General features: G+C 69.6%; 23 protein-coding genes and 1 pseudogene. 11 read left to right on the top strand and 13 right to left on the bottom strand.

Going from position 1 to position 25,802, the window contains the following annotated elements; all coding sequences use genetic code 11:
• Positions 1-139 precede the first annotated feature (139 nt).
• The gene (locus ACFC1W_RS07255) at positions 140-2,092 is read left to right on the top strand and encodes a diguanylate cyclase domain-containing protein (protein ID WP_375990395.1); all 1,953 of its coding nucleotides are present in this window, start codon (positions 140-142) and stop codon (positions 2,090-2,092) included.
• Between the two features lie 21 nt (positions 2,093-2,113).
• Here ACFC1W_RS07255 and ACFC1W_RS07250 read toward each other — a convergent pair whose 3' ends face one another.
• The gene (locus ACFC1W_RS07250) at positions 2,114-2,419 is read right to left on the bottom strand and encodes a hypothetical protein (protein WP_375990393.1); all 306 of its coding nucleotides are present in this window, start codon (positions 2,417-2,419) and stop codon (positions 2,114-2,116) included.
• Positions 2,420-2,468: 49 nt separating this feature from the next.
• Between ACFC1W_RS07250 and ACFC1W_RS07245 the strand changes: the two genes are divergently transcribed.
• Positions 2,469-2,729: a hypothetical protein gene (locus ACFC1W_RS07245; protein ID WP_375990391.1), complete on the top strand. Its 261-nt coding sequence runs from the start codon at positions 2,469-2,471 to the stop codon at positions 2,727-2,729.
• A gap of 10 nt (positions 2,730-2,739) precedes the next feature.
• Here the strand turns inward: ACFC1W_RS07245 and ACFC1W_RS07240 are convergent, their stop codons facing one another.
• Positions 2,740-3,510 (bottom strand): EAL domain-containing protein, encoded by a 771-nt coding sequence (locus ACFC1W_RS07240; RefSeq protein ID WP_375990388.1) that lies wholly within the window; start codon positions 3,508-3,510, stop codon positions 2,740-2,742.
• Positions 3,511-3,638: 128 nt separating this feature from the next.
• Here ACFC1W_RS07240 and ACFC1W_RS07235 point away from each other — a divergent pair, with 128 nt between their 5' ends.
• Together ACFC1W_RS07235 and ACFC1W_RS07230 are read left to right on the top strand one after the other, a co-directional pair.
• Complete coding sequence (locus ACFC1W_RS07235) at positions 3,639-3,953, top strand: ATP-dependent DNA ligase (protein ID WP_191764408.1); 315 nt, start codon at positions 3,639-3,641, stop codon at positions 3,951-3,953.
• 81 nt (positions 3,954-4,034) lie between these two features.
• Positions 4,035-4,349, top strand: a complete 315-nt coding sequence (locus tag ACFC1W_RS07230; RefSeq protein ID WP_375990384.1) for a hypothetical protein — start codon at positions 4,035-4,037, stop codon at positions 4,347-4,349.
• 38 nt (positions 4,350-4,387) lie between these two features.
• Here the strand turns inward: ACFC1W_RS07230 and ACFC1W_RS07225 are convergent, their stop codons facing one another.
• Positions 4,388-4,948: an acyl-CoA thioesterase gene (locus ACFC1W_RS07225; protein WP_375990381.1), complete on the bottom strand. Its 561-nt coding sequence runs from the start codon at positions 4,946-4,948 to the stop codon at positions 4,388-4,390.
• Positions 4,949-5,101: 153 nt separating this feature from the next.
• On the opposite strand from ACFC1W_RS07225, the gene ACFC1W_RS07220 reads away from it, so the two are divergent.
• Positions 5,102-5,608: a GNAT family N-acetyltransferase gene (locus ACFC1W_RS07220; protein WP_375990379.1), complete on the top strand. Its 507-nt coding sequence runs from the start codon at positions 5,102-5,104 to the stop codon at positions 5,606-5,608.
• 8 nt (positions 5,609-5,616) lie between these two features.
• Entirely contained in the window at positions 5,617-6,390 is a 774-nt protein-coding gene (cofE, locus tag ACFC1W_RS07215; protein ID WP_375990376.1) for a coenzyme F420-0:L-glutamate ligase, read from the top strand.
• A 79-nt stretch (positions 6,391-6,469) separates the two neighbouring features.
• On the opposite strand, the gene ACFC1W_RS07210 is transcribed toward cofE, so the two are convergent.
• Genes ACFC1W_RS07210 through ACFC1W_RS07195 form a run of 4 tightly spaced genes read right to left on the bottom strand, consistent with a single transcriptional unit; the run spans position 6,470 to position 10,798 of the window.
• Positions 6,470-7,279: an MBL fold metallo-hydrolase gene (locus ACFC1W_RS07210; RefSeq protein WP_375990373.1), complete on the bottom strand. Its 810-nt coding sequence runs from the start codon at positions 7,277-7,279 to the stop codon at positions 6,470-6,472.
• Position 7,280: 1 nt separating this feature from the next.
• Complete coding sequence (locus tag ACFC1W_RS07205; RefSeq protein WP_375990370.1) at positions 7,281-9,035, bottom strand: cytochrome b/b6 domain-containing protein; 1,755 nt, start codon at positions 9,033-9,035, stop codon at positions 7,281-7,283.
• Between the two features lie 7 nt (positions 9,036-9,042).
• Entirely contained in the window at positions 9,043-10,008 is a 966-nt protein-coding gene (locus tag ACFC1W_RS07200) for an electron transfer flavoprotein subunit alpha/FixB family protein (RefSeq protein ID WP_375990368.1), read from the bottom strand.
• A 13-nt stretch (positions 10,009-10,021) separates the two neighbouring features.
• On the bottom strand, positions 10,022-10,798 hold the full coding sequence (locus tag ACFC1W_RS07195; protein ID WP_375990366.1) for an electron transfer flavoprotein subunit beta/FixA family protein: 777 nt from the start codon (positions 10,796-10,798) through the stop codon (positions 10,022-10,024).
• 241 nt (positions 10,799-11,039) lie between these two features.
• On the opposite strand from ACFC1W_RS07195, the gene ACFC1W_RS07190 reads away from it, so the two are divergent.
• Positions 11,040-11,576, top strand: coding sequence for a MarR family winged helix-turn-helix transcriptional regulator (locus ACFC1W_RS07190; RefSeq protein WP_375990364.1), 537 nt, complete (start codon positions 11,040-11,042; stop codon positions 11,574-11,576).
• A gap of 97 nt (positions 11,577-11,673) precedes the next feature.
• Here the strand turns inward: ACFC1W_RS07190 and ACFC1W_RS07185 are convergent, their stop codons facing one another.
• From ACFC1W_RS07185 to pulA, 6 genes are all read right to left on the bottom strand, one after another.
• Positions 11,674-12,450: an enoyl-CoA hydratase gene (locus ACFC1W_RS07185; RefSeq protein ID WP_375990362.1), complete on the bottom strand. Its 777-nt coding sequence runs from the start codon at positions 12,448-12,450 to the stop codon at positions 11,674-11,676.
• A gap of 296 nt (positions 12,451-12,746) precedes the next feature.
• Positions 12,747-13,652: a 3-hydroxyisobutyrate dehydrogenase gene (mmsB, locus tag ACFC1W_RS07180; protein ID WP_375990360.1), complete on the bottom strand. Its 906-nt coding sequence runs from the start codon at positions 13,650-13,652 to the stop codon at positions 12,747-12,749.
• A 1-nt stretch (position 13,653) separates the two neighbouring features.
• Positions 13,654-14,817, bottom strand: coding sequence for an acyl-CoA dehydrogenase family protein (locus ACFC1W_RS07175; RefSeq protein WP_375990358.1), 1,164 nt, complete (start codon positions 14,815-14,817; stop codon positions 13,654-13,656).
• Between the two features lie 142 nt (positions 14,818-14,959).
• Positions 14,960-15,292 carry a YciI family protein gene (locus ACFC1W_RS07170; protein ID WP_375990356.1) on the bottom strand — a complete coding sequence of 111 codons (333 nt, stop codon included), beginning with the start codon at positions 15,290-15,292 and terminating at the stop codon, positions 14,960-14,962.
• Positions 15,293-15,398: 106 nt separating this feature from the next.
• Positions 15,399-15,572 (bottom strand): hypothetical protein, encoded by a 174-nt coding sequence (locus tag ACFC1W_RS07165; protein ID WP_375990353.1) that lies wholly within the window; start codon positions 15,570-15,572, stop codon positions 15,399-15,401.
• Positions 15,573-15,678: 106 nt separating this feature from the next.
• Positions 15,679-21,741: a pullulanase-type alpha-1,6-glucosidase gene (gene pulA / locus ACFC1W_RS07160; RefSeq protein WP_375990351.1), complete on the bottom strand. Its 6,063-nt coding sequence runs from the start codon at positions 21,739-21,741 to the stop codon at positions 15,679-15,681.
• Between the two features lie 254 nt (positions 21,742-21,995).
• Here pulA and ACFC1W_RS07155 point away from each other — a divergent pair, with 254 nt between their 5' ends.
• The 4 genes and pseudogenes from ACFC1W_RS07155 (at position 21,996) to ACFC1W_RS07140 (ending at position 25,587) form a co-directional block, all read left to right on the top strand.
• A complete protein-coding gene (locus ACFC1W_RS07155) occupies positions 21,996-23,480 on the top strand; it encodes an N-6 DNA methylase (protein WP_375990347.1) in 1,485 nt (494 codons plus the stop codon).
• Positions 23,481-23,635: 155 nt separating this feature from the next.
• A pseudogene (locus ACFC1W_RS07150) lies at positions 23,636-23,923 on the top strand (hypothetical protein); the annotation flags it as partial.
• Positions 23,924-24,076: 153 nt separating this feature from the next.
• Complete coding sequence (locus tag ACFC1W_RS07145; RefSeq protein ID WP_375991486.1) at positions 24,077-24,649, top strand: hypothetical protein; 573 nt, start codon at positions 24,077-24,079, stop codon at positions 24,647-24,649.
• Complete coding sequence (locus ACFC1W_RS07140) at positions 24,646-25,587, top strand: restriction endonuclease (protein ID WP_375990344.1); 942 nt, start codon at positions 24,646-24,648, stop codon at positions 25,585-25,587. The genes ACFC1W_RS07145 and ACFC1W_RS07140 overlap by 4 nt, the downstream gene beginning before the upstream one ends.
• Positions 25,588-25,802: the final 215 nt, after the last annotated feature.

The following is a 25,802-nucleotide window of genomic DNA, read 5'->3' as shown; positions in this document are numbered from 1 at the left end:
ATTGCGCATGCATGGACCGCTCAGCGCACGGGCGCACCCCTTCACGGATCCCGCGGCCCGCGATCGCCGGTGACGACGTACGCTTGACGTTCCTCGGCCAGCCGTCGCGACAGTTCGGGGCCGATGCCGAGGGGGCACGTTGACCGACACCACAGTTCTGCATTACGACGATGCTCGCGAGAGGGACGAGGCGGAATCCCGCCGCCTGCAAGAGTGCGCGGCCGAGCCGATCCGCATCATCGGCCGCATCCAGTCCCACGGAGTCCTGCTGGCCGTCGATGAGCTGACCGCCACGATCGTCGCCGCCAGCGACAACGCCGCGCCCTGGCTCGGCCGCCGCGTTCACGAGCTCGGGAGCGAGACGCTGAGCTGGGCCGCTTCGCACGGCGCCGCCATCGACCCCGTGCGCACCGTGATCGACGGCGTCACCTACGACGTCATCGTGCACCGTGGAGGATCGCCGCTGCTCATCGATCTGGAACCCGTGCACGCAGATCTCGAGTACGTGCGCACCGGAGTGGTCGGCGCGATCCAGGGCCTTGCGGGCGTCACCGATCCCGACGAGCTGCGCAGGCGTGCCGCAGCAGAGATCAAGCGGATCACCGGGTTCGACCGGGTGATGTGCTACGAGTTCCACGCCGACGGCCACGGCAAGGTCGTCGCCGACGAGCGCGAGCCCGACATGGAGCCGTACCTCGGACTGCACTTCCCCGCCTCCGACATTCCCTCGCAGGCCCGAGCGCTCTACCTCGAGAAGCGCTCCCGGGTGATCGCCGACACCGAAGACACCGGCGTGGCCATCTCGTCGCTGCTCCCCGAGCAGGAGCCGCTCGACCTCGGGGCGACCGAGCTGCGGTCGGTGTCGCCCCACCACCTGCAGTTCATGCGCAACATGGGCCAGGCCTCGACGCTGTCGCTCGCGCTCGTCGCGGACGACCGGCTCGTCGGGATGTTCACGTGCGCCCACCGCTCTCCGCGCAAGGTTCCCGTGCTGCTGCGCCGCGCGCTCGAGGTGCTCGCGAGCCAGGTGACGATGCAGCTCACCGCCGCCCATCAGATCCGCGACCTGCGCCGACGCCTGGAGGCACGCGAGCGCCGGGTCGCGATCGTCGCACCGCTCTACGGGCGGAGCGACGCCGCGGCTGTGCTGCTCGGCGGCGAGCGCACGGTGCTCGACGTCGTACCGGCCGACGGGGTGATCCTGCGGCTCGGCGATTCGGTGCTCGGTCTCGGCACCGTGCCCCCGCTCGACACCGTCCTCGGGATCGTCGACGAACTGGCCGCCGAACGGCCGATGTGGGAGGCGCTCCCCCTCGAGCGCCCCGAGCTCGCGGTCGAGATGCCCGGCGTCGCGGGGCTGCTCGACGTGCCGATCGGAACCGAGGGCGACCGCCTGGTCTTCCTCCGCAGCGAGGTGGCCCGCACGGTGGATTGGCTGGGCGACCAGCGCGCCGACAACCGCGATGACGCGCTCTCCCCTCGCCGGTCGTTCTCGGCCTGGCGCGAGAGCGTGACCGGTCGCAGCCTGCCCTGGGGCGAGCACGCCGAGGACGCACGCGAGCTCGGCACCGAGATCCACGCGGCGCTCGCGGCCCGCGCCCAGGCCGAGCTCGCGGAGCTCGCGCTGCGCGATGCGCTGACCGGGCTGCACAACCGCCGGTTCCTCGACGATCGGCTCGAGGCCCTGATCGCCGGAGCCGCGTCTCGCCTCGCAGTGATCTTCCTCGATCTCGACGGCTTCAAGGTCGTCAACGACACCCGCGGCCACGAGGTGGGCGACGCCGTGCTCGCCGCGATCGGCAGTCGCCTCGCAGGGGTGGCGCGGGCCTCCGACATGGTGGTGCGTCTCGGCGGCGACGAATTCGTGATCGTGTGCGTCGGCGCGGAGGAGAAGGACGCGCGCCATGTGGCGCAGCGCGCGATCCGCGCGATCGGACGGCCGGTCGCGGTCGGCGACGCGGTGTTCAGCCTCTCGGTCAGCGCCGGCGTCGTGGCCGCAGCGCCCGGGATGACGGCGTCGGAGCTGCTGGACGCGGCCGACGCGGCGATGTACCGCTCGAAGCGCGAGGGCGGTGGACGCGTGTCAGCGTGACGCGTCTCAGCGTGACGGGTCTCAGCGTGGCGCGGCCGGGTCCGGCTCGGGGACGATGCGCAGGCCGCCCGACGAGTTCGCGGTATCGACGAGATCCTGCAGCCAGAGGCGGTTGATCTCGGGCATGGGCGCGTCGTACTCGAAGCGCAGTGCCGTGACCGGCGAGATCCACACCGCCTGACGCAGCTGCGTCTTCTCGTCGGTGATGGCGAACGCGAAGCTCTCCTGACGACGCAGCTTGGCCATCATCACGAGTTCGATGTGGGCGAGCGTGCGGTCGTCGAGGGCGAAACCGGTGGCCGGCGAACCGTAGTGAAGTGTTCCCACGAGTTCAATCCTAATCTCGACATCCCGCGCGACGGGTACGCTGGGCCCCATGGCCATCGTGAACCGGCTCACTGTCGACGGACGTGACTACTTCCTGCCCGACCCGGTGACGGGGCTCAAGACCCAGATCCTCGAGGCGATCAAAGCGGGTGGCGGCTACGTCAACATCCCGCCGCTGCGCGGTGGCCCCGGCATCGACATCCTGTTCTCGCCGGGAATGCCTGTGACGTGGTCGCAGATCGACGTCGGCGAGTCGCCGTCGGCAGCAGACGACACCCCGGTCGACGCCCCCGACGAGTTCACGCTCTAGGCGAGCCCGCTCAGCGCAGCCAGAGCGCCTCGATCTCGGCGACGCCCATCGGCTTGCCCAGCAGGTAGCCCTGGCCGCGGTGGCAGCCCCGGGCGATGGAACGGGCGAGGTCCTCGGGGGTCTCGATGCCCTCGGCGACGACCCGCCAGCCCTGGCTGCTCGACCGGGCGACCACATCGGTCACGATGGCGTCGGCTGCGGCATCCGCTCGCTGTGTCAGCGACCGGTCGATCTTGACCTCGTCGATCGGCAGGGACTCGACCATGTCGATCGTGGTGTCTCCCGCGCCGAAGTCGTCGATCGCGATGGTCAGGCCGGCGGCGCGGAGCCGAGCGAGCGCCGCGCGCATGTCGGGAAGCAGCTGCGGAGACGGCGTCTCGGTGATCTCTATCGTGACGAAGGCGGGGTCGATGCCGGCCACGGCCAGGCGTGCGATGACCGCCTCGGCGTAGTCGAGCGTGATGTGCGACGGCGAGGCGTTCGCCGCCAGTTCGACGGCGCGGCCGGCGCGCTGCCACTCGAGGATCTGCTCCAGCCCCTGCTCGAGCACCTGGAGGTCGATCTCCTCGACCAGCAGCGCGTCTTCGGCGAGCGGGATGAACGTCGACGGCGGGACCTCGCCGTCGACCTCATGGGTCCAGCGGCAGAGCACTTCCACTGCGACGGGTGCGCCGCCGGGCGCCCCCGTGTCGAGGGCGAATTGGGGCTGGTAGACGACCGTCAGTCCCCCCGACGACACCGCCTCTCGCAGATCCTGGACGAGCGTCTCCGAAGTGGTCACCGTGACAGCCTGGGGGTTGGAGCACATCCCGTGCAACACCAGACACGGGCGCGAGAAAGGCGTATACTCTGCGTCGCCCTCCGGCGTAGGGTTCCGTGGACCCCCTGAACGCGCGCTAATCTGGCGGAATGGGCACCCTCACATACGACTCGAAGATCGCCGTCTCGATCGATGACCGCGTCCTCGCCCACCTGCAGGCGGTCGTGTGGGCGAAGCTCCGTCGCGGCGAGCAGTTCCCCTTCACGTGGACCGACCCGATGCGCAGCGGAATGGGGCGCACCTCGGTGTGGCTCAGCCCTCACGTGCCGCTCTCGTTCGAGTACTTCGGCAGCCGCCAGCCCCGACTCAACCCCGCGTGGGTGGAGGCGCTGACCAAGGCCGCGAACTCCCCGGCCGGCCTGTCACTGGTTCCCGAACCCGACGACCCCGCCGCCGCCCGCTAGGCACGCACCGCGGGTTTACCCTGACTTCTCGCGGAAGTCAAGGGCCGATGCGCCGCGGCACGCCCGCTTAGCGTTGCGAGCATGACATTCCCCACTCTGACAGCCCCGGCGTCCTGGCGTGTGCAGTGGCGCAGCCTGGATCGCGGCGACTGGGAGGCCGGCCGCGGAGGCCGCAAGGTGGGCGCCGTCCGTCGCGAGCGCGGCGTCTATGTCGCCAGCACGCCCCGTGGTCGCACCGTCGGCGAATTCGAGACCCTGCCCGAAGCCCTCGACGCGGTCGGGCGCACGCCCCTGTCGTCGGTCGACTCCGCCCAGGTGTGGACAGCGCTCCTGGTGACCGTGAACGTGGCGATGGTGGCCTCACTGGCCGCCGTCGCGTCGGCGCTGCTGAGCTGAGCGCCCGCCGGTGAGCTGAGCCCGCGGCCGCTGAGTCGTCAGCTCCAGACGCTGGGTGCTTCGGCTCGCGACGGGGGCAGAGCGGAGGCCGCGGCCCAGTCGTGCACCCACGGGTCGATCTCGGGGATGCCGTCGGGATACCCGACCGCCGCGAACAGCTCGTCGTGCGGAAGCGTGCCCCCGCTGCGCTTCATCATTCTGGCGCGGACGATCACGCGGGCGTAGACCTCGCCGTCGACGACGGCGCGATGCTCGAGGTACACGGCCTTGTCGTCGTGACCGATCATGCGCGACTCGACGTCGAACCGCTTCCACAGCTCGAGCGACTTGCGGAATGTGACCGTCTCGCTCGACACGACCGCGTACCAGCCGCGCTGCTTCATGACGTCGAACAGGCCCGTCCGCACCAGCAGATCCCAGCGCCCCAGATCGAACAGCGAGAGATAGCGGCCGTTGTTCATGTGCATGAGGATGTCGAGGTCGGTGGGCAGCGTCGTCAGCCGCACCCGGCCGATGCCGGTCGGCGGAAGGCGGCCTTCTCGCCGGACGCGCCGCCGCGCGCCGAGCATCACGAGCAGGGTCCGCCAGATCACGTTCACGGGGAGTGATGGTAGCGATCCATGAGCGCAGTCGACATTCGGTTGTGGATTTCCGACATACAGGGTGGCGGCATCCGACGCCTCGGAGCCACGCGTCCACAGGCGGCGTCCGGTCGATTTCGTCTCGCGCGAGGCCGGGCGTAGAGTCTGGCCATGGAAGCCGAACTCCAGACCGACATCGTCGTCCGTCCGGTGCGCGACGTGGACGCAGAGGCCCTCGGGCGTGTGCACGCCACCTGCTGGCACGAGACCTACGACCACCTCATCAGCAAGGCCGCCCTCGAAGCGGTCTCTCCCAAGCGTCTCGCCGAGCTCTGGACCCACTGGGCCGTCCAGGGTCCCGACTTCAAGATGTTCGCCGCGCTCGTCGGCGGGGAGATCGTCGGCTTCGCAGGCTCCGGCCCTGCCCGGGACAAGGACGCGCCGCGCTTCCGCGAGCTCTACTTCATCTATCTGCTCGACGAGTACCACGGCACGGGCATCGGCCAGAAGCTGTTCGACGCCGTCGTCGGCGCCGACGAGCAGCTGTACCTCTGGGTCGCCGACGACAACCCGCGCGCGCACCGCTTCTACACGCGCAACGGCTTCACGCTCGACGGCGCCTCGCACACCGAGCCGTTCCTGGGTGAGACGCTCACCGAGGTCCGCTTCGTCCGCTGATCGCCGACGTGCTGCAGGTCTGGGCTCTCGACGGGATCCCCGAGATAACGCCGGGCGATGACCTGGTGACAGTGATCGCGGATGCCGCAGCCGGCCGACTCGCCGACGGCGACATCGTCGTGGTGACCTCGAAGATCGTGTCGAAAGCCGAGGGACGCATCCTGGCGGCCGACGACCGCGAGGACGCGATCACCGCCGAGACGGTCCGCGTGGTGGCCTCGCGACCGACGCCGAACGGCGGAACGACCCGCATCGTGCAGAACCGGCTCGGGATGGTGTCGGCCGCCGCCGGGGTCGACGCGTCGAACACGCCCGAGGGCACCGTCCTGCTCCTCCCCGAAGACCCTGACGCCTCGGCGCGGCTCATCGCCGCCGGGCTGCGCGAGCGCCTCGGTGTGGAGGTCGGGGTGCTCGTGTCCGACACCCTCGGCCGCGCGTGGCGTGACGGCCAGACCGACCACGCGATCGGGGCGGGCGGCGTGCACGTCTTCGAGGACCTGCGGGGAGGGACCGACGCCGAGGGCCGTCCCCTCGTCGTGACGATGCCCTGCGTCGCCGACGAGCTCGCTGCCGCGACCGACCTGGTCAAGGGCAAGGCCACGCGGCGGCCGGTGGCCGTGGTGCGCGGGCGCGCCGACCTGGTCGGCTCGCTCGACCTGCCGGGCGCGCGTTCGATCGTTCGCCCGCTCGAGCGCGACATGTTCCGGCTCGGGGCCGACGAGGCCTATGCCGAGGGGTTCGCCGCGGGCGCGGCATCCGTCACCCCCTCATCCGCCCCGTAGGGTCGTCAGCGCACGGGAGCCATCGGGGGAAGGCGCCCTTCCGCCTGGGCGACGAACTCCGCCCGGCTGACCGGGGTGATCACGCCGAGGCCGCGAGGTGGTCCAGCTGCGCGCGCGTGGATGCCACCGCGGCGAAGCGCACACGGGGATCGATCTCGCCGTAGACGCGGTCGACGACGGCCTCGACGAGGGCGGGATCGTCGGATGCTTCGACTCCGAGCGCCGCGAGGACGCCGCGCACCTGGTCGAGGCGCTGCTCCCGGTGCGACCGGTACGCGCGGCAGACGGCGCGGAGGTCGGGGAGCATCGGCCCGTGGGCGGGCAGCACCGGAATGGCTCCGAACGCCTCCAGGGCGTCGAGCGACGCGAGGTACGCCCCGACCGCGCCGTCGGGGTGCGCGATGACCGTGGTCCCGCTGCCGAGGATCGTGTCGCCCGTGAGCATCGTCCCCCCTGCTGCGGAGCTGTCGATCGCGGCATCGTCGGGGAGGTGGAAGCTCACCGAGTCCGTCGTATGACCGGGCGTGGCTACGACGCGGATGCGCGTGCCGGCGGCCTCGATCTCCTCGTTCGCTGCGAGAGGGTCCGCATTCCGGCACAAATCGGCCCGCCACGCGCGCACCGGCGCGCCGGTGAGGGCGACGAGCGAATCGACGCCCTCGACGTGGTCGGCGTGGTGGTGCGTGATGAGGATCAGCTCGACCGCGCCGAACCCCGCCAGGCGCTCCAGGTGGGCGGCATCCTCCGGACCCGGGTCGACGACCACGACACCGTCGTGCCCGGGCGCCGCGATGACGAACGAGTTGGTGCCGTCCAGCGTCATCGGGCCCGGATTGGGCGCGAGCAGCCGCCCGACGAGACGCGTCCAGCGATCGGCAGACGGCGTCATCTCAGCGACTCGAGACGGTGCCGAACAAACGGGCGATCGGCGCGAGCACGAGCGGCCGGGCGGCCACCCACGCCGCGGCGATCACGACGAGCGAGACGGAGAAGATCCAGAATCCGGCCCAGTTGTCCGCATAGGCGTTCGGATCGACCGAGCCCTGCGCCGCGTACATGTGGTTCAGGTTGCGCAGCGCTCCCGTCGCGAACACCAGCACGACGTGCACGAAGATGAACAGCACGAAGTAGAGCATCACCGGGAAGTGCACGGCGCGGGCCCACTGGACCGGGTAGGCCTCGTTCAGCCCCGCCGCGTTCTTCGGCCAGAGGCCCGACATGCGGACACCGGTGATCGCGGCGAGCGGCGCGGCGATGAACACGGTCGTGAAGTAGGCGAGCTGCTGCAGCGCGTTGTAGTTGACCCACCCGTTCTCGGTCGGCCAGTCCAGCGACACGTACTGCAGGGCGGCGCTGACCGCGTTCGGGAACACCTCCCACGACGTGGGGACGATCCGCATCCACTGTCCGCTGATGAACAGCAGCACCACGAAGATCAGGCCGTTGACGAACCACAGGATGTCGAGCGACTGGTGGAACCAGATGGTCAGGCTGACCTTGCGCTTGCTGTTCCACTTCGGCGTCCAGAACGCCGTCGGGCGCTTCTCGCCCCGGATCCTGATGCCCGAGCGGATGACCAGCACCATCAGGAACACGTTGAAGAAGTGCTGCCACCCGAGCCACGCCGGGAACCCGACCGGAGCCCCTTCGGGCAGGTGGTACTCGCCCGGGAATGCCGCCAGGAAGTCGGCTCCCCACTGCGTGCTGAGCAGCCAGCGTACGGCGAGGACGGCCATGCCTGCGGCGAACAGCAGTCCGCCGCAGCCGACGATCACCGCACCGGCCCACTGCGCCTTGGTGAAGGGTCCGATCCGCTGCGGCTCGGGCCGCGGGGCCGGACGTGTGGAGGCGGCCGCACCGGGCCACACCGTGCGCGTGAACGGCAGGGGCCGGTCGAGCGGAACGCCCGACGGGGTGCGGGCGGGCTCGGGAGCGACCGCGACAGGTGCCGCCACGGCCGGCGCGGGGGAGTCGGTGACGGATGCCGCCACCTCCGCCGTCTCGGACGCCGACGCAGCCGGGGCCGGCGCGACGGCGGCGGCTGCGGTGGCGGCGGGAGCGAACCCGGCCGGCGGCCACGGCTCGCCGCCCGGGACGCGCGGCAGGCCACGGCGCAGCGCACGGCCATCGCCCGCGGCAGAGGAGGCCGAAGGCGCAGCGGGCGCGGGCGCCGCAACCGACGCCGCGGCGGGGGCAGCCGGCGCGGCCGGAGCCTCGGCGGCCGGGGCGGGAGCGGGCGCTACCGGCGCGGCAGCGGGAGCTACCGGTCCAGCAGCCGCAGCGGGTGCACTGCCGGCACGGGGCCACGGCTCCCCGCCCGGAGTGCGGGGCAGACCACGACGCAACGTTCGGGCCCCGGCGGCGGGAGCGCCGACAGCAGCGGCAGCCGGAGCCACCGGAGCGGCGGTCTCTGGGGCGGCAGCGGTCCCGACAGGCGGCGCCTCGGTCTGGACAGCCGCCTCGGGGGCTGCGGTCGTCGCGGCGGCCGCAACGGTCGATTCCGCAACGGCAGGCGCAGCCTGGGGCGCGGGCTCCGCCGCCGCAGGTGCGCCGACGCCGTCGGGCGCCTCGCCGTTCGGGGGCCAGGGCTCGCCGCCGGCCACGCGCGGCAGGCCGCGGCGCAGGGTCGTGCCGTAGGTCGCCATGACGCCGCTACGCCTTCTTCGCCTCGAGCGCCGAGATGAGCTGCGGCACGACCTGGAACAGGTCTCCGACCACGCCGAAGTCGGCGACCTCGAAGATGGGGGCGTCGGCGTCCTTATTGATCGCGACGATCGTCTTGGCGGTCTGCATGCCGGCCTTGTGCTGGATCGCGCCCGAGATGCCGAGCGCGACGTACAGCTGCGGGGCCACCGACACACCGGTCTGCCCGACCTGCGCCGCCTGCGGCACGTAGCCCGCATCCACGGCGGCGCGCGAGGCGCCGACGGCGGCGCCGAGCGCGTCGGCGAGCTGCTCCACGAGCGCGAACTGCTCCTTCGAGCCGAGCCCGCGGCCACCCGACACGACCTTGGCCGCACCGCGCAGCTCCGGACGCGACGACGACACGACCGCGGCATCCACCGACTCGACCGTCGCCGACTTCCGCCCCGACGGCGTCACCTGAAGCGTCTCGACCGTGGGCGAGGCGACCGACTCGGCACGGGCGTCGACCGAGCCCTGACGGATCGTGATGACCGGGGCACCCCACGTGACCGCGGCCTGCACGTTGTACGCGCCGCCGTAGACCGAGTGGTGCGCGACCACGCCCTCGTCGTCTCGCGCGACGCCCACGGCGTCCACCGCGATCGCCGACCGCGTGCGCGCCGCGTACCGGCCGGCGGCCTCACGTCCGGTGACCGAGTGCGACGCGAGGATCGCGTCGGGGCGCACGAGCGTCGCGGCGGCGTCCAGCGCGTCCGCGATCGGCACGACCAGGCCGTCGCCGGCGGGTGCGACCAGCACCGTGCCGGCGCCCAGGGCCGCAGCATCCGTCGCCAGCTTCTCGTCACCGACCACCAGCGCAACGGGCGTGCCGACCTGTGCGGCCGCACCGAGCACCTCGGCGGCCGACTTGGCCAGCTCGCCCCCCGGCGTCACGTCGAGCAGGACCAGAATCGAATCTTCAGCAAACGTCATCACACACGCACCCTTACGCGAGCCGGTTCTGGATCAGGAACTCCGCGAGCTTCTCGCCGGCATCGCCCTCGTCGACGATCTTCGTGCCGGCTTCGCGCGGTGGCTTCTCGGACAGCCCGATCACGATCGACCGCGACGCGTTCGGATCGTGCGGGTCGATGCCGAGGTCATCGAGCGACAGTGTCTCGAACGGCTTCTTCTTCGCCGCCATGATCCCCTTGAAGTTGGGGAAGCGGGCGTCGGGCAGGGCCTCGGTGATCGAGATGAGAGCCGGCAGGGCCGTCGAGACGTTCATCGTCGCGCCCTCGACGGCGCGGGTGCCCGACACCGCGCTCTCGCCGATCTCGACCGACGCCAGGTAGGTCGCGGCCGGCACGTCGAGGATCTCGGCCACCATGGCGGGGATCACGCCGCCCGAGCCGTCCGTGGACTGGTTGCCGGCGATGACCAGATCGAAGCCGGTGCGCTTCACCGCGGCGGCGAGCACCTCTGCCGTCAGGCCCAGGTCGGCGCCGAGAAGCGCCTCGTCCACGACGTGCACCGCCGACGCGGCTCCCATCGCCAGGCCCTTGCGCACCGTGGCCGACGCCGACGCCGGCGTCATCGACAGCACCACGACCTCCGTGCCGGGGTTCTTGTCGGCGTACGACAGCGCGACCTCGATCGCGCGCTCGCCGATCTCGTCGAGCACCGCTTCCGATGCCCCGCGATCCGCCAAGCCGGTCTCCAGCGACAGCTTGCGGTCCCCGTAGGTATCCGGGACTTCCTTGACCAGGACGACGATCCTCATATCGATCTCCTCACGCTGGGCACGAGTCTAGGACGCGGCGAAGAATGTACCCAATCGAGCGTTGCAGGCAGGTAATGAGTCGCGCAGATCCCCGTCAATGTATACACAATGAGCGGATTCCGCGGACCGAAGAGTGCGAATCCGCCTTGGCGACGCGGTTGCTCACGACGCAAGCCGTCGTCGCACTGAGTGAGCGGAGCGCGCGACTTGTCGCACGCTACGGTGGAGCGAGGAGGTCGTCATGGCAGCACCCAAGCGTCTTCCGGTCGATCCGATCGCCGAGGCCAAGAGGCAGTGGATCGCGCACGGCTGGGAGCCCGCCGCATCCGGCATGACCGCGGTCACCTCGATCATCCGCGCGCAGCAGCTGCTGTTCGCCCGCATCGACGCGGCCCTCAAGCCCTTCGGCCTCTCGTTCGCCCGCTACGAGATGCTGCGCCTCCTCGCCTTCACGAGATCGGGACGGATGCCGATGGCCAGCGCCATCGCGCGGCTGCAGGTGCACCCGACCAGCGTCACGAACACCGTCGACCGGCTCGCCCGCGACGGGCTGGTGACGCGAGAACCCCACCCGATCGACGGACGCGCCGCGATGCTGGTCATCACGTCCGCCGGGCTGGACCTCGTGGAGGACGCGACCGTCGCGCTCAATGAGAACGTGTTCGAGGACGTCGGCCTCACCGACGACGACACCGCCGAGCTCGTGCGGATCATCGCGCGCTTCCGCAAGGACTCCGGCGACTTCACCGACCCCCGCCCGCAGCCCGACCCGCTCTGAACGGGTCCGCGCGTCCGACTCAGTCGCTCGGCTCCCTTCCGCGAAATGAGGCGCTCAGCGCCCCTGGAAGTCCGGCGAGCGCGCCTCGCGAACGGGCTCAGCGCCCCTGGAAGTCCGGCGAGCGCTTCTCGCGGAACGCCGCCATCCCCTCTTTCTGGTCCGCAGTGTCGAACAGGCTCGCGAAGACGTGGCGCTCGAGCCGCAACCCTTCGGCGAGCGGCACCTCCATGGCCGCGTCGAGCGTGGCCTTCGCGGCATACAGCGACGGCAGCGACTTCGACGCGATCGTCTCGGCCGTCTTCGCGGCTTCGTCGAGCAGGTCCGCGGCCGGGACGACGCGCGAGACGAGCCCGGAGCGCTCGGCCTCCGCAGCATCCATCATCCGACCGGTCAAGATCAGCTCGGCCGCCTTGTAGTAGCCGACCGCACGGATGAGCCGCTGCGATCCGCCCATACCGGGGATGACGCCGAGGTTGATCTCGGGCTGGCCGAACCTCGCGGTGTCGGCGGCGAGGATGATGTCGCACATCATCGCGAGCTCGCAGCCGCCGCCGAGGGCATAGCCCGACACGGCCGCGACGACCGGTGTGCGCACGGCGGCGAACTGCGCCCAGCCGCCGAAGTGGTCGCCCATCAGCATCTCGAGCCCGTTCTTGGACTCCATCTCCTTGATGTCGGCGCCCGCGGCGAACGCGCGCTCGGATCCGGTGAGCACGATCGCGCCGATGTGCGGGTCGACGTCGAAAGCGGATGCCGCGGCCACGACATCGCGCATCGTCTGGGTGTTCAGGGCGTTGAGCGCCTCAGGGCGGTTGAGGGTGATCCAGCCCACGCGCCCGCGCGTCTCGACCAGGATCGTCTCGTACTCGGCCATGTCTCTCCTCGGTTGCTCGTCACTCGGCTGCTCGTCACTCGGCTGCGCGTCACTCGGCTGCGCGTCACTCGGCCCTGGCTGGCCCCTGGGTACCCGCTGCTGGCCGCCCGCGCCCCGCTGCTCACCTGTCACATTGTGTCGCCCGCAGCCGCACTTCGTGACAGGCGAGCCCAGGGTGGTGCTGCTCACCTGTCACAAAGGGCCGCCTGCGGCGGCACTCTGCGACAGGGGAACCTGGGGCGACAAGGAAATCCAGGGGCCAGGGGAACCCGGGGTCCGAGGGGTGAGCGACCGGGTCAGTCGGACTCGGCGCGGATGGTGTTGATGATGCCCGAGAAGTCCTGGCCGGCGCCGGGGCCGTCGGCGAACCCCTGGTAGATGCGGCGCGCGAGCATGCCCATCTGCGCCTCGACACCCGTCGACACGATGGCGTGCTCGGCGAGACCGAGGTCTTTCGACATGAGGGCGCCCGCGAAGCCGGGCTGGTAGTCGCGGTTCGCGGGGCTCGTGGGCACCGGCCCGGGCACCGGGCAGTTCGTCGTGAGCGCCCAGCACTGACCCGACGCGTTGGAGGCGACGTCGAACAGCGCCTGGTGCGAGAGGCCGAGCCGCTCCCCCAGCACGAACGCCTCGGCGACCGCGATCTGCGACACCGCGAGGATCATGTTGTTGCAGACCTTGGCGGCTTGGCCGAGGCCGGCGCCGCCGCAGTGCACGATGCGCCGGCCCATCGCCTCGAGCACCGGGCGCGCGACCTCGAAGTCGTCGTCGCTTCCGCCCACCATGAAGGCGAGCGTCGCGTTCTCGGCGCCGACCACGCCTCCCGAGACGGGGGCGTCGAGCGACCGGTGCCCTGCGGCCTCGGCGAGCGCGTGAGCGGCGCGCGCCTCGTCGACCGCGATGGTCGACGAGTCGATGAACAGCGTGCCCGGCTCGGCGACGGCAAGCAGCCCCTGCGCGCCGTCGATCCCGCGGTAGGCATCGAGCACCTGCGTGCCCGACTGGAACATCGTGATCACGATCTCCGCGCGGGCGGTCGTGACCGTGGCGGGCCCAGACTCGGCGACGGCGAGGCCCCCCTGGGCCGCGGCATCCATCGCACCCTGGAACACGTCGAAGCCGACGACCTCGTGACCTGCAGCGGCGAGGTTGCGGGCCATGGGGAGGCCCATGTGGCCGAGTCCGAGGAAGGCGATGCGCATGTCAGGCTCCCAGAAGTTCGCGGCCGATGATGACCCGCATGATCTCGTTCGTGCCCTCGAGGATCTGATGCACGCGCAGGTCGCGCACGACCTTCTCGATGCCGTAGTCGTGCAGGTAGCCGTAGCCGCCGTGCAGCTGCAGCGCCTCGTTCGCGATACGGAATCCGGCGTCGGTCGCGTAGCGCTTGGCCATCGCGCACTGCATCGAGGCGTCGGGGGCCTTCGCGTCCAGCGCTGCCGCGGCGTCGCGCACCAGCGCCCGCGCGGCGCGCAGCTCGGTCGCGAGGTCGGCGAGCGTGAAGACGACGGACTGCTTCTCCGCCAGGGGCTCGCCGAATGTGAAGCGCTCGTGCACGTAGGCGATCGCGCGGTCGAGTGCCCACTGCGCACCACCCAGCGAGCACGCGGCGATGTTGATGCGACCGCCGTCGAGGGCCGACATCGCGATCTTGAAGCCCTGCCCCTCGCTGCCGAGCAGGTTCGCGGCCGGCACGCGCACCTCGTCGAGGATGACCTGGCGCGTCGGCTGGGCGTTCCAGCCCATCTTCTTCTCGTTCGCGCCGAAGGACAGCCCTGTCGTGTCGGCGGGCACCAGGAAGGCCGAGATGCCTCGCGCCCCCGGGTCGCCCGTGCGCGCCATGACGATGTAGACGGATGCCTCGCCCGCGCCGGAGATGAACTGCTTGACGCCCGTCAGCACGAACTCGTCGCCGTCGCGGATCGCGCTCGTGGCGATGGCGGCGGCATCGGAGCCGGCGCCGGGCTCGGTGAGGCAGTAGCTGCCGAAGCCGTCCATCGCGGTGAGCAGCGGCAGCCACTCCTGCCGCTGGGCGTCGGTGCCGTAGGTGTCGATCATCCAGGCGACCATGTTGTGGATGGAGATGTAGGCGGCGATCGCGGGGTCGCCGACGGCGAGCTCCTCGAAGATCGCGGCGGCGTCGGAGCGCGAGAGGCCCGTACCGCCGACGTCTTCACGCACGTAGATGCCGCCGAGCCCCAGCTCGCCTGCGCGGTGCAGCGTCTCGCGCGGGAAGTGCTTCTGCTCGTCCCACTCGAGAGCGTGCGGCGTCAGCTCGGCAGCCGCGAAGTCGCGGACGGCGTCGATGACCGCGGCCCGCTCGTCAGGCGAGAGGGCGGTGGACGGGGTGGTGATCGTCATGGACATCGTTGCTCCTTCGGCCTCACCCGGACGCCTTCGTGGGGCATCCTGATGAAAGTCACCGTGCCTTCGTTGGCACGTTGCCGATTTTACATGGACTTCCATGTATCTGCGAGGGAGACCGTCTTTTCGGCCCCCTCGCCGCCGTCTACTCGTCCCAGGGAGCGAACGCGCGCAGCTCGATCTGACCGTTGCGGGCCATCGGATGCCGCGACGCGATCTCGATCGCCTCGTCGAGGTTCTCGACGTCGAGGATGTCGAAGCCCAGGATGACCTCACTCGTCTCGGCGAACGGCCCCCGCGTCGTGAGCACCTTGCCGCCGCGCACGCGGACGACGGTGGAGTCGCTCGGCGGTGCCAGCACCTCGCCGATCACCCGCTTGCCGCTCGCGTCGAGCGGGTCCACCCAGAGGTCGATGTCGGACTGGTCCTGCTCGGAATCGGGCTGGGGGTCGCTGACGACGAACATCATGAACTTCATGGTCTGATCCTTCCGTGACGGGGAGGCCTCACACCACCCTCACCTGATCCGTCGCACGAGCGGGCGGCACATCGACGTTTCGCATCAGATCCTCTGCGAGTCCGGCTCAGAGTCCCTCGAGGACGGGCAGCCCGAACACGACGGCACCGGCTGCAGCGACGGCCGCGAGCGCGATCCCCACGATCACGACGACGAGGATGTTCCCCGCCACCGTCAGCAGCAGTGCGCCGGCGGTGGAGAGCCGGCTGCGCGTGGTCTGGATCGGAGAGGTCGCTGTCACCCCATCGACGCTACGGACGAGCGCAGCTGGGCGCGTCGTCCGGAAGTCTCATCGCCGTCAGCCGTCAGGATGACCTCGGGCCCCCACCGGATTCATGCGACGCTCCTCAGTGGACGAGCAGCGGCACCGGCACCACAGCTCGAGAGTCCTTGTACCCGGTCGCTCCGTCGAACGATGTGCGCAGCAGGTGCACGCCCCGGCTCAGCGTCGGGAGCGTGATGCGCACCGTGCCCTTGTCCGCCGCCGTGAGCGTCGCGGTCGCGATGACCTTGACGCCGTCGGTGACCGTGACGGCGCCCACCGGCGCCGTGCCATCCGCCGCCACGACCTTGCCGACCACCTTCACCGTGGCACCGTGCTTGGCGACGAGCCTGTCGGGAGCAGCGAGCACTGCGGTGCGCACGTCCTCCTTGTCGACGAGCACGGCGACCGACCGGGCCGGCACGGTGAGCGCACCGGTCGCGGCATCCCACGTCGTCGTCTTCACCACGGCGTCGGAGCCGTTCGCCTGCGCGGCGGTGAGGGCGAAGCCGCGTCCGGCGAGGTCAGGCAGCGTCTGGGTCGTCGCCTCGGGCGAGGCGTTGAACACCACCAGCGCGCCCTCGAGCATGCGGTCCACGTCGTCACCCACGAGGTCGTCGATGAGCATCACGACCACGCCGGGCGCGGCATCCGGTCCGCTGTTCGGGAACGACACCTTCTCCTTGATCAGCTCCGCGTCGCCGAGGCGGAGCAGGCCCACCTCTTCGCGCACGCGCAGGAGGTCGAGTGCGGATGCCTCGGCCGCCGCGATGTCGGATGCTCCGGGCTTGAGCGCCGGGTTCTCGAGCAGCGGCTTCATGAACGACCACTTCGCCTCGTTGTCGGCCTTGCGCGGCAGGCCCGAGCCGAAGGTCGACTCCTGACCGGTCCAGTCGATGCGGTTGAACCAGTCGCCCGAGTTGTAGCTGTTGCGGTCGAGCGACTTCGAGCGCAGCAGCTCGGTGCCGGCGTGCCAGAACGACGGCGTCTGCGAGAACGTGGTCGTCGCGAGCGACAGCGTGTTCATGCGCACGCGGTCGGCCATCGACGTGTCGACCGGCAGCTTGAAGACCTGGTGGTCGTACAGCGTCTCGTTGTCGTGCGCGTCGACGTAGGTGATGACCTCGTCCGGCTGGTCGGCATATCCCGCCGGCGAGCCGTTGTAGTCGAACTGATCGCCCGCCTTCACGGTGCCGTCCGAGGCCGTCATCTCGAAGTCGCGGAGGTTGCCCGCGAGCCCGAGCTTCACCAGGTCGGTCTTGCGCGCGAGATCGCCCGCGGGGTCGCCCGGCACGTCCGGTCGACCGTTCGGATCGGTGAACAGGCCGGTGCCGAAGCCCTGGTAGAAGATGGACGCGCCGTCGACCGGGCTGCCGCCGTGCACGGCGTCGCGCAGCCTGTCACTGAACGTGCCGATGCCGGTCCCGCCGAGCTGCCCCTGCGTGGCTTGCTCGAACAGGGCGTTGTTGGCGACCTCGCCGAAGTTCCAGCCCTCGCCGTAGAGGTAGATCGCCTTGCCGTCCACACCGTCCTTCTTGAGCGTGAGCTCATCGAGCGCGGCGCGGATGGCCAGCATGTTCTCCTTCGAGTGGTGCCCCATCAGATCGAAGCGGAACCCGTCGACCTTGTAGTCGCGCGCCCACGTCACGACCGAGTCGACCATGAGCTTCTGCGCGACCTGGTGCTCGGTGGCCACGTTCTGGCAGCACGTCGAGGTCTCGACGTTGCCGGCGAGGTTGAGGCGGTGGTAGTACCCCGGCACGACCTTGTCGAGCACCGACTTGGCGTCCTGGCCGGACTGGGCGGTGTGGTTGTACACCTCGTCGAGCACGACCTGCAGGTCCATGCCGTGCAGCGCGCCGACCATCTCGCGGAACTCGTGCACGCGCGCCCCGCCCTCGGGGTCGACGGCGTACGAGCCCTCAGGCGCGGAGTAGTGATACGGGTCGTAGCCCCAGTTGAAGCCGTCGGCGTCGATCACCTCAGCGATGCACGCCTGCTGGTCCTCGCTTCCCGGGCCCATCGAGGCCAGGTCGCAGTCGGGCACAGCCTGGGCGGCGCGGTCCTCTTCGATCGATGCGATGTCGAACGACGGCAGGAGGTGCACCGTGTTGATGCCGGCGTCGGCGAGCTGACGCAGCTGCTTCGTGCCCGCGCTGTCTCGCGTGAAGGCGCGGTACGTGCCGCGCTCCGCGGCCGGCACCGTCTCGTCGGTGATCGAGAAGTCGCGGATGTGCAGCTCGTAGATCGCCCGGTCGACCGGACGGTCGATGACCGGCGCCTTCGTCTTCTCCCACTGCTTGGGCTTCCACGACTTGTCGTTCAGGTCGATCGCGACCGAGCGCTCGGAGTTGAGCGTCAGCCCGACCGAGTACGGGTCGGTCACGACATTCGTCTCGATCTCGCCGGTCGAGGGGGCGAAGACCTTCAGTTCCCACAGGAACTCGTCGCCCTTGAGCGACTTCGCACCGGAGACGGTCCAGACACCGGATGCCGCGTCCCACGCCGCCTCGTGACGGACAGGGTCGCCGTCGGTGCCGGCATCCCATGTCAGCAGCGTCGCCTGCTGAGCGGTCGGAGCCCACAGGCGGAACGTCGGCTTGCCGGCCTTGAACGAGACGCCGAGCGCCGTGTCGGCGACCGCGTCGGCGTAGAGGTCGTCGAGCACGCCCGGGATCTGCACGCCCGTGTAGGCCTTCAGCGCACCCGCGGCGTCGCGCTGCGACACCATGAGCTGGCCCTTCAGCAGGGCCGCCGTGTCTCCCTCCACGCGCAGCGCGACGAAGCCTGCGAGTGCGGGGAACCTCTCCTTCTGCTCGGCCGTGAGGCCGCCGTCGATGCGGGTGAGGTCGATCGCATCGCCGCCGCTGATCTCGCCGTCCGTGAGGACGAGGGATGCCTCATCCGACGCGTGCAGCTGCCATGTCGCGTCAGCGGCGGTCGAGCCCAGGTCGGCCGGCCACGCGATGGTCTCGGCGTCGATCCAGTGCGCACGGAGCTCGCCGGTGCCGACGAGCGGCGGGTCGGTGGCCTTGACCGTCAGCACGTGGGACTCGAGGTTGTACCGGAACGTCACGACCTTGCCCGCGGTCGCGCTGAACGTGATGTTCGCGCCGCCGGGTGCGCCGCCGGCCCCGTAGTTCTCGTCCCAGCTCAGGTTGTGCGCGACCTTGACCTCGTACGAGCCGGTGGGCAGGTCGTCGGTCGTGTACTGGAAGACGCCGTCCTTGTTCCGGTCGAACATCATGGTCGCGAGGCACTCCGGCTGCCAGTCGCCGGGGCAGCCGAGCTCGCTCTGCAGCGAGCCGGGCAGCGTGATGACGGGACCGTCGGCCGTGGACCAGATGTTCTTCGTGCGCGAGTCGAAGTAGAAGGTGATCGCGCCACCGGCGTGCTTCAGCACGATGTCGGAGCCGCCGGATGCACCGCCTGCGCCGTAGTTCTCGTTCCACGACTTCTCGACCGCGACCTTGTAGGCGTAGTCGCCGGCGGCGAGGTTCGCGACGCTGAGGCGCCAGATGCCGCCCGCCTGCTCCTCCATCTGCACGGCGTCGCAGTCGGGCTGCCAGTCGCCGGGGCATCCCGCCTCGCTGTTGAAGCTGCCGGGCACGCTGACGAAGCCGTAGTCGGTCGGCTCCTGCGGCTCGGGCTCTTCCGGAGCCTCCGGCTCTTCGGGCTGCTCGGGAGCGGCGAGGGCGACGCGGTTGCCCACGGAGGCGTAGGTCGATGCGGCTGAGCGGTTGCCCGCGGCATCCGTCGACACCGACCGGTACTCGACGAGCGTGCCCGCCGCGAGACCGGCCACGTCGTGGAAGACGCGCGGTGTGGTGTCTTCGGCCGTGCCGAGCGCGTGCCACTCGTCGTCGCCGACGACGCGCCACGCGAAGCTCGTCTCGGCCCAGACGCCGTCGGCGATGTCGGCTGCGACCGGAGCGACGCCGCTGAGACCCGCGCCGGCCTCGGGGGCGGTGACGGCGATGTCTCCGGCCTGCTCCGGCGCGGTGACCTCCTTGCCGGCGGTGTAGACCACCGCGGACAGCGCCGGGACGGTGATCGACGCGACGCCTGCGGAGTCGGTGGTGAAGCCGCTGCCGCCGCCGTAGAGCGGCGTGAACGAGGCATCCGTCGTCAGAGTCGGGATCGAGACGGTCTTGTCGGCGGTCGCGTTGTTGGTCGCGACGAGGTACTCGATCTTCTCGTCGCGGTCGACGCGGCTGAAGGCGTAGACGCCGGTCGCCGCGTCGTCCACGAAGCGCTCGATCTGCGCGCCCGATGCGAGGGCCGGGTGGCTCGCACGGAGGTCCGCGAGCGCAGCGATGTGCGTGTAGAGCGGGGCGTCGGTGTCGTAGCGGTCGGTGCTGCCGAGCTGCTCGCCGGTGACGAGCGGCTGGTCGGCGTAATCGGCCGTCTGCGTGGCGAAGAGCGACTGGCGCGCATCCTTGTCGCCGCCGGTGCCGGCGAAGCCCTGCTCGTCGCCGTAGTAGACGACCGGCTGGCCGCGGGTGAGGTACATCAGCTCGTGGGCGAGCTCGTCGCGCTGCAGCGCGTCGGCTCCGGCGAGGAAGTAGCCGATCCGGCCCATGTCGTGGTTGCCGAGGAAGGTCGGCAGCGCCGTCGCCGACGAGTCCGGCGTCGTGTACATGTCGTCGCCCGCGAACAGGGTGCGCAGGCCTGCGGGCTTCGCGCCGGCGCCGGTGCCCTTGGCATAGGCGGTCGCGGCACTCTGGAACGTGAAGTCGAGCACCGAGTTCATGTCGGTCTTGCGCACGTAGGGCGAGAGCTTGGCGGGATCGGCGTCGTACACCTCGCCGAACATGAAGAAGTCCGGCTTGCCGTTCGCGTGGGCGTAGTCGAGCACCTCGGTCGCCCACTCCTCCCAGAACTCGAAGTTGACGTGCTTGGCGGTGTCGATGCGGAACCCGTCGATGCCGAGGTCGACCCAGTCCTGGTAGACGTCGACGAACCCGTCGACGACGGTCGGGTGCTCGGTCATGAGGTCGTCGAGCCCGACGAAGTCGCCGAACGTGACCGACTCTCCGGCCCAGGTCGAGTCTCCGCGGTTGTGGTACAGCGTCGGGTCGTTCAGCCACGCGGGCACTTTGACGTCCTTGTCGGCGTCGGCGATCACCGGCGTGTACGGGAAGCTCGTGGCCGGGTCGAGCTCGGGGAACTCGTCGGTGCCGGCATAGGTGCCCGGGTCGAACGCCGTGCCGTCGGCGTCGCGGTAGGGGTCGGCCTCCTGGGTGATGTAGCTCTGCGACCCCTCCTCGTACGAGATGACGTCGGCGGTGTGGTTCGTGATGATGTCGAAGTACACCTTGATGCCGCGGTCGTGCGCGTCGTCGATCAGCGCCTCGAGCTCGGCGTTGGTGCCGAGATGCGGGTCGATCTGGGTGAAGTCGGTGATCCAGTAGCCGTGGTAGCCCGCGCTCGCGTCGGCTCCGGCGCCCTGTACGGGACGGTTCTTGAAGCTCGGGGTCAGCCAGATCGCGGTCGTGCCGAGGCCCTCGATGTAGTCGAGCTTCGAGTGCAGGCCGGCGATGTCGCCGCCCTGGTAGAAGCCCTTGTCTGCCGGGTCGAAGCCGTGCGCGAGCCGGTCTCCGTCGATGCCGCCGGTGTCGTTGGACGTGTCGCCGTTGGCGAAGCGGTCGGTCATGACGAAATAGAACTGCTCGGCGCTGCCCGGCTGGCGCACCGGAGCCGCGACGAGCGCGTCATCCGCCTCGGTGTACCCGGCAGCGAGCGAGCGCACCTCGATGCCGATGCGGTGGGTCGTGTCGTCGTAGCTGAAGCGCAGCGTCGAGGGGCCCGCGACCGTGAGCGGGATGTCGTCGCTCCCGCCGTTGAGGCCGTACGACTCGTCCCAGCCGTCGTTCACGGCGACCTTGTACTGATACGAGCCGGCGGGCACCTCGAACTCGGCCGCGTAGACGCCCGCGGTGTCGGTGAGCGCGAGCTCGGTGGCGGCGCACTCGGGCTGCCAGTCGCCCGGGCAGCCCAGTTCGCTCTGCAGACTGCCGACGAGCGCGAAGGAGCGCTCTGCTGCGGCGGCGGGGGCTGCGGCGACCAGGCCCCCGGTGAGGATCAGGGCCGCGGCGGTGAGGATCGCGGCAGTACGGCGGACACGTGCGGATGTCGGCTTCGACACGGAGGAACTCCTGGGGAGGCAGGGCACGACGACGTGCCGAGTGATGCAGTGTGCGGCGAGGCTAACACCGGCGATGGCCGGACTGCAAGCGCTTACATGATGAGAACGCACTCATGGAAAGGGTGGCGGGCTCGAGTCCGCAGGAACGTGCGTCGATTCACGCAATCGCTTGCACTCGGCGCGCCGGCACCAGCCGCCCCCGGTTCCGCGGCGGCTCCACTAGCGTGGGAACGTTGCGCGCGAGGGGAGACGCTGTGGTCACGGGTCCGTTGAAGGGTCAGGTTGACAAGGTCTGGGACGCCTTCTGGTCGGGAGGCATCGCGAACCCAGTCGAGGTCATCGAGCAGATCACGTACCTGCTGTTCATCAAGCGGCTGGACGAGCTCCACACCAAGGAGGAGCAGAAGGCGGTGCGGTTCGGCGGCCCGATCGAGAATCCGGTCTTCCCCGAGGGGTACGACAGCGAGCTGCCCGGGCGGCGGCCTTATCGCGACCTGCGGTGGAGCGTCTTCACCAACTACTCCCCCACCGAGATGTTCGAGGTCGTGTCGGAGCACGTGTTCCCGTGGCTCCGACGGCTGGGCGCCGCGGGATCGAGCTACGCCCGCAACATGCGCGACGCCCGCTTCACGATCCCGACCCCAGCACTGCTGACCAAGGTCGTCGACTTGCTGGGCGAGATCCCCATGGAGGATCGCGACACCAAGGGCGACATCTACGAGTACATGCTCATGAAGCTGTCGACGAGCGGTACGAACGGCCAGTTCCGCACCGCCCGACACATCATCAAGCTCATGGTCGAGCTGCAGCAGCCCAAGCCCGACGACCTCATCATCGATCCCGCGGTGGGTACCGCCGGCTTCCTGGTCGCCGCGGAGGAGCACCTGCGCGAACACCACCCCGAGATCTGGACGGATGCCGCGACCCGCGCGCACTTCAACGGCCCGATGTTCACGGGGTACGACTCGGATGCCGCCATGGCCCGGATCGCGAGCATGAACATGCTGCTGCACGGCGTCGAGAACCCGACGATCGAGCGGGCGGACTCGCTGTCGGAGGGGCACCCGGGTCTCGACCAGTACACGCTCGTGCTCGCCAATCCCCCCTTCGCCGGCTCGCTCGACGACGAGACGGTGTCGAAGGACCTGCAGAAGGTCGTCAAGACCCGCAAGACCGAGCTGCTCTTCCTCGTTCTCATGATCCGGATGCTGCGCAACGGCGGACGCGCGGCCGTCATCGTGCCCGAGGGCGTGCTCTTCGGGTCGTCGAACGCCCACAAGGCCGTGCGCAAGATGCTCGTCGACGAGCACAAGCTGGATGCCGTCATCAAGCTGCCGTCGGGAACCTTCAAGCCCTACACCGGAGTCTCGACCGCGATCCTGCTGTTCACGAAGACCTCGTCGGGCGGCACGGACCAGGTCTGGTTCTACGACGTGCGGGCCGACGGCATGACGCTCGATGACAAGCGCACCCCGATCGAGGCGAACGACCTTCCTGACGTGCTCGCCCGCTGGCGGGATCGGGACGCCGAGGCGTCACGCGCGCGGACCGATCAGAGCTTCCTCGTACCCAAGCAGGAGATCGTCGACAACGGGTACGACCTGTCGCTCAATCGCTTTAAGGAGATCGAGGTCGAGGAGGTCGAGCACCGCTCGCCCCTGGAGATCCTCGACGAGCTCGATGCGCTCGAGGTCGAGATCCAGGACGGCCTCAAGCGCCTGCGGGAGATGCTGGCGTGACCTGGGAGTCCGTTCCGCTTCGCTACGTGGTGTCCGAACTCGAGTCGGGTTCAAGGCCACGGGGCGGAGCGCTGGCAGATGGAGTCGCGAGCATTGGGGGCGAGCACGTACTCGCTAACGGTCGCATTGCGAGTCCGACGAAGTTTGTTAGTCATATGCACTTCGACTCGATGCGTGCCGGCAAGCTACGCCTGCATGACGTGCTAGTCGTGAAGGACGGCGCAACGACCGGGAAAGTTGCGATCGTCCGCGATCACGGTGCCTTGCCAGCTGCCGTCAATGAGCACGTCTTCCGAATCGCAGTGAACCCCGCGCGAGCCGAGCCTCGTTACTTGTTCCATTTTCTGTTCGCCCCCGAAGGTCAGCGAGAAGTACTCCGCGATTTCCGCGGGGCTACTGTCGGCGGGATTGGGCGCGGGTTCATCGACGTTGTGCGCGTCCCCCTCCCACCCCTCCCCGCGCAGCGCCGCATCGCTGCGATCCTCGATGAGGCCGACGCCCTCCGCCACCAGAAAGACGTTGAGCGAGCCGCGATGAATCAGTTCGTAGACGCCGCGGTTGCAGAGTTGATCGACACCGCCGAGCATTGGCGCCCAATGGGCTCGATGCTTGCTGAGCCCTTCCGGAACGGAATCTCCCCGTCACGAGCGGGCACCGTCGAGGCCGAGGTACTGACTCTTTCGGCAATCACACGCGGCGGGTTCGAGCCACTTCACCGGAAGACCGACTCGTTTGCGACCGCGCATGGCCCTGACAAGGTCGTGACTAAGGGCCTACATCTCATTTGCCGCGGGAACGGCAACAAGGACCTCGTTGGCGTCATGGCTGTAGCCGACGTTTCTCTTGCCGACGTAGCGTTCCCGGACACGATGATCGGCATGCGCCCTTCGGAAGAGATCACGTCGACGACGCTGCTAGCCGCTTGGCGGAGCGACGCAGTCCGCGAACAGATCCGGCGCGGAGCGAGGACTACCAACGGAACTTACAAGGTAAACCAGCAGCTTTTGGGTTCAGTGGTTGTGCCGGTTCCGAGCGCTGAAGTGCAGACGAAAATCGATGCCCTCGAGCAGCAGCGCGCGGTGGTTAACTCGGCCATGCACCAATCCGCCAAGGGTTTCGACGCGCTCTTCGCCTCCCTCCAGCACCGCGCCTTTCGAGGAGAACTGTGACCGACGCAGCATCCGCCTACACGCCCGTCTCGACGATCCCCCGCTGGTCGGGCTTCATCCGCCCGCTGCTTGAAGTGCTCTCCGATGGGCAGATGTGGCGCAAGCGCGACATGGAGCGGGCGATCGCCGACCGCGCCGGGCTCACCGAAGAGCAGCTCGAAGAGGTGCTTGACTCGGGTCAGTTGCGCGCCTGGAACCGCATCGGCTGGGCGACCTCGGCCCTGCGTCGCGCCAAGCTCATCGAGGCACCGGCGCGTGCGCAGTTCCGCATCACTCAGGCTGGCCGCGACCTGCTGGCGCAGCATCCGGGCGAGATCTCGGAACACGTCATCAAGTCGCTCCCGGCATACAACGACTATGTGCCCGTCAAGGGCAAGACGACCTCGAGCGATGACGCTCCGCCGATCGTCGACCTCGACGAAACCGACCCCGATGAACTGATCAGTTCGGGCATCCGCCTGATCGACGACGACACCAAGTCGAGTCTGCTCGCACGCCTCAAGGAGAGCGACCCGTACGACTTCGAGCGCGTAGTCCGCGAACTGCTCGTGAAGATGGGATACGGCCGCGACGGCAAGATGACGCCCCTCAAAGGTTCGGGTGATGGGGGCCTGGATGGCGTGATCGACCGTGATGAACTCGGGCTCAGCAAGATCTATGTGCAGGCCAAGCGCTACGCCGAGGCGACGATCGGTCGACCGAAGGTACAGGAGTTCGTCGGGGCCCTCGCCACGCGCGGCGCGAACGTCGGGGTCTTCTTCACCACGAGCCGGTTCAGTGCCGAAGCCGTCGACGCCGCGCAGCGGGTGCCGCAAGAGATCGCCCTCGTCGACGGCCTCCGCCTGACCGAACTGATGATCCGTCACCGCGTCGGAGTGCAGATCGCCCGCCAGATCGAGATCGTCAAGGTAGACGAGGACTTCTTCGCCGGCGAGTGAGATCAATACTCCCGCAACGCGGCAGTGGCCTCCCAGCCGTGAAGTCGCTCGGAGGCTCCACCTTCCAGCCGCGGGACGTGAGTTCATCCGCGATCTCCGGAGGGTAGTCCCGCGCGATCGTCCACACCCCGCGTCGGACGACGGGCGGCCGCCAAGCGAAGTGACGCCGACGGATCGGGCGGCCGCCACGCGGGTAACGGCCGCCCGCGTTTCGC

Source organism: Microbacterium sp. NPDC056003 (genome assembly GCF_042274785.1).
Taxonomy (GTDB): Bacteria; Actinomycetota; Actinomycetes; order Actinomycetales; family Microbacteriaceae; genus Microbacterium.
This window is presented reverse-complemented; position numbering and strand designations above follow the sequence as displayed.

Excerpts from the sequence above, each read along its gene's own strand:
- ACFC1W_RS07245 (WP_375990391.1), top strand. The coding sequence starts at position 2,469 with ATGGCCATCGTGAACCGGCTCACTGTCGACGGACGTGACTACTTCCTG.
- ACFC1W_RS07235 (WP_191764408.1), top strand. The coding sequence starts at position 3,639 with ATGGGCACCCTCACATACGACTCGAAGATCGCCGTCTCGATCGATGAC.
- ACFC1W_RS07230 (WP_375990384.1), top strand. The coding sequence starts at position 4,035 with ATGACATTCCCCACTCTGACAGCCCCGGCGTCCTGGCGTGTGCAGTGG.
- ACFC1W_RS07220 (WP_375990379.1), top strand. The coding sequence starts at position 5,102 with ATGGAAGCCGAACTCCAGACCGACATCGTCGTCCGTCCGGTGCGCGAC.
- ACFC1W_RS07210 (WP_375990373.1), bottom strand. The coding sequence starts at position 7,279 with ATGACGCCGTCTGCCGATCGCTGGACGCGTCTCGTCGGGCGGCTGCTC.
- ACFC1W_RS07205 (WP_375990370.1), bottom strand. The coding sequence starts at position 9,035 with ATGGCGACCTACGGCACGACCCTGCGCCGCGGCCTGCCGCGCGTGGCC.
- ACFC1W_RS07200 (WP_375990368.1), bottom strand. The coding sequence starts at position 10,008 with ATGACGTTTGCTGAAGATTCGATTCTGGTCCTGCTCGACGTGACGCCG.
- ACFC1W_RS07195 (WP_375990366.1), bottom strand. The coding sequence starts at position 10,798 with ATGAGGATCGTCGTCCTGGTCAAGGAAGTCCCGGATACCTACGGGGAC.
- ACFC1W_RS07190 (WP_375990364.1), top strand. The coding sequence starts at position 11,040 with ATGGCAGCACCCAAGCGTCTTCCGGTCGATCCGATCGCCGAGGCCAAG.
- ACFC1W_RS07185 (WP_375990362.1), bottom strand. The coding sequence starts at position 12,450 with ATGGCCGAGTACGAGACGATCCTGGTCGAGACGCGCGGGCGCGTGGGC.
- mmsB (WP_375990360.1), bottom strand. The coding sequence starts at position 13,652 with ATGCGCATCGCCTTCCTCGGACTCGGCCACATGGGCCTCCCCATGGCC.
- ACFC1W_RS07175 (WP_375990358.1), bottom strand. The coding sequence starts at position 14,817 with ATGTCCATGACGATCACCACCCCGTCCACCGCCCTCTCGCCTGACGAG.
- ACFC1W_RS07170 (WP_375990356.1), bottom strand. The coding sequence starts at position 15,292 with ATGAAGTTCATGATGTTCGTCGTCAGCGACCCCCAGCCCGATTCCGAG.
- ACFC1W_RS07145 (WP_375991486.1), top strand. The coding sequence starts at position 24,077 with ATGGGCTCGATGCTTGCTGAGCCCTTCCGGAACGGAATCTCCCCGTCA.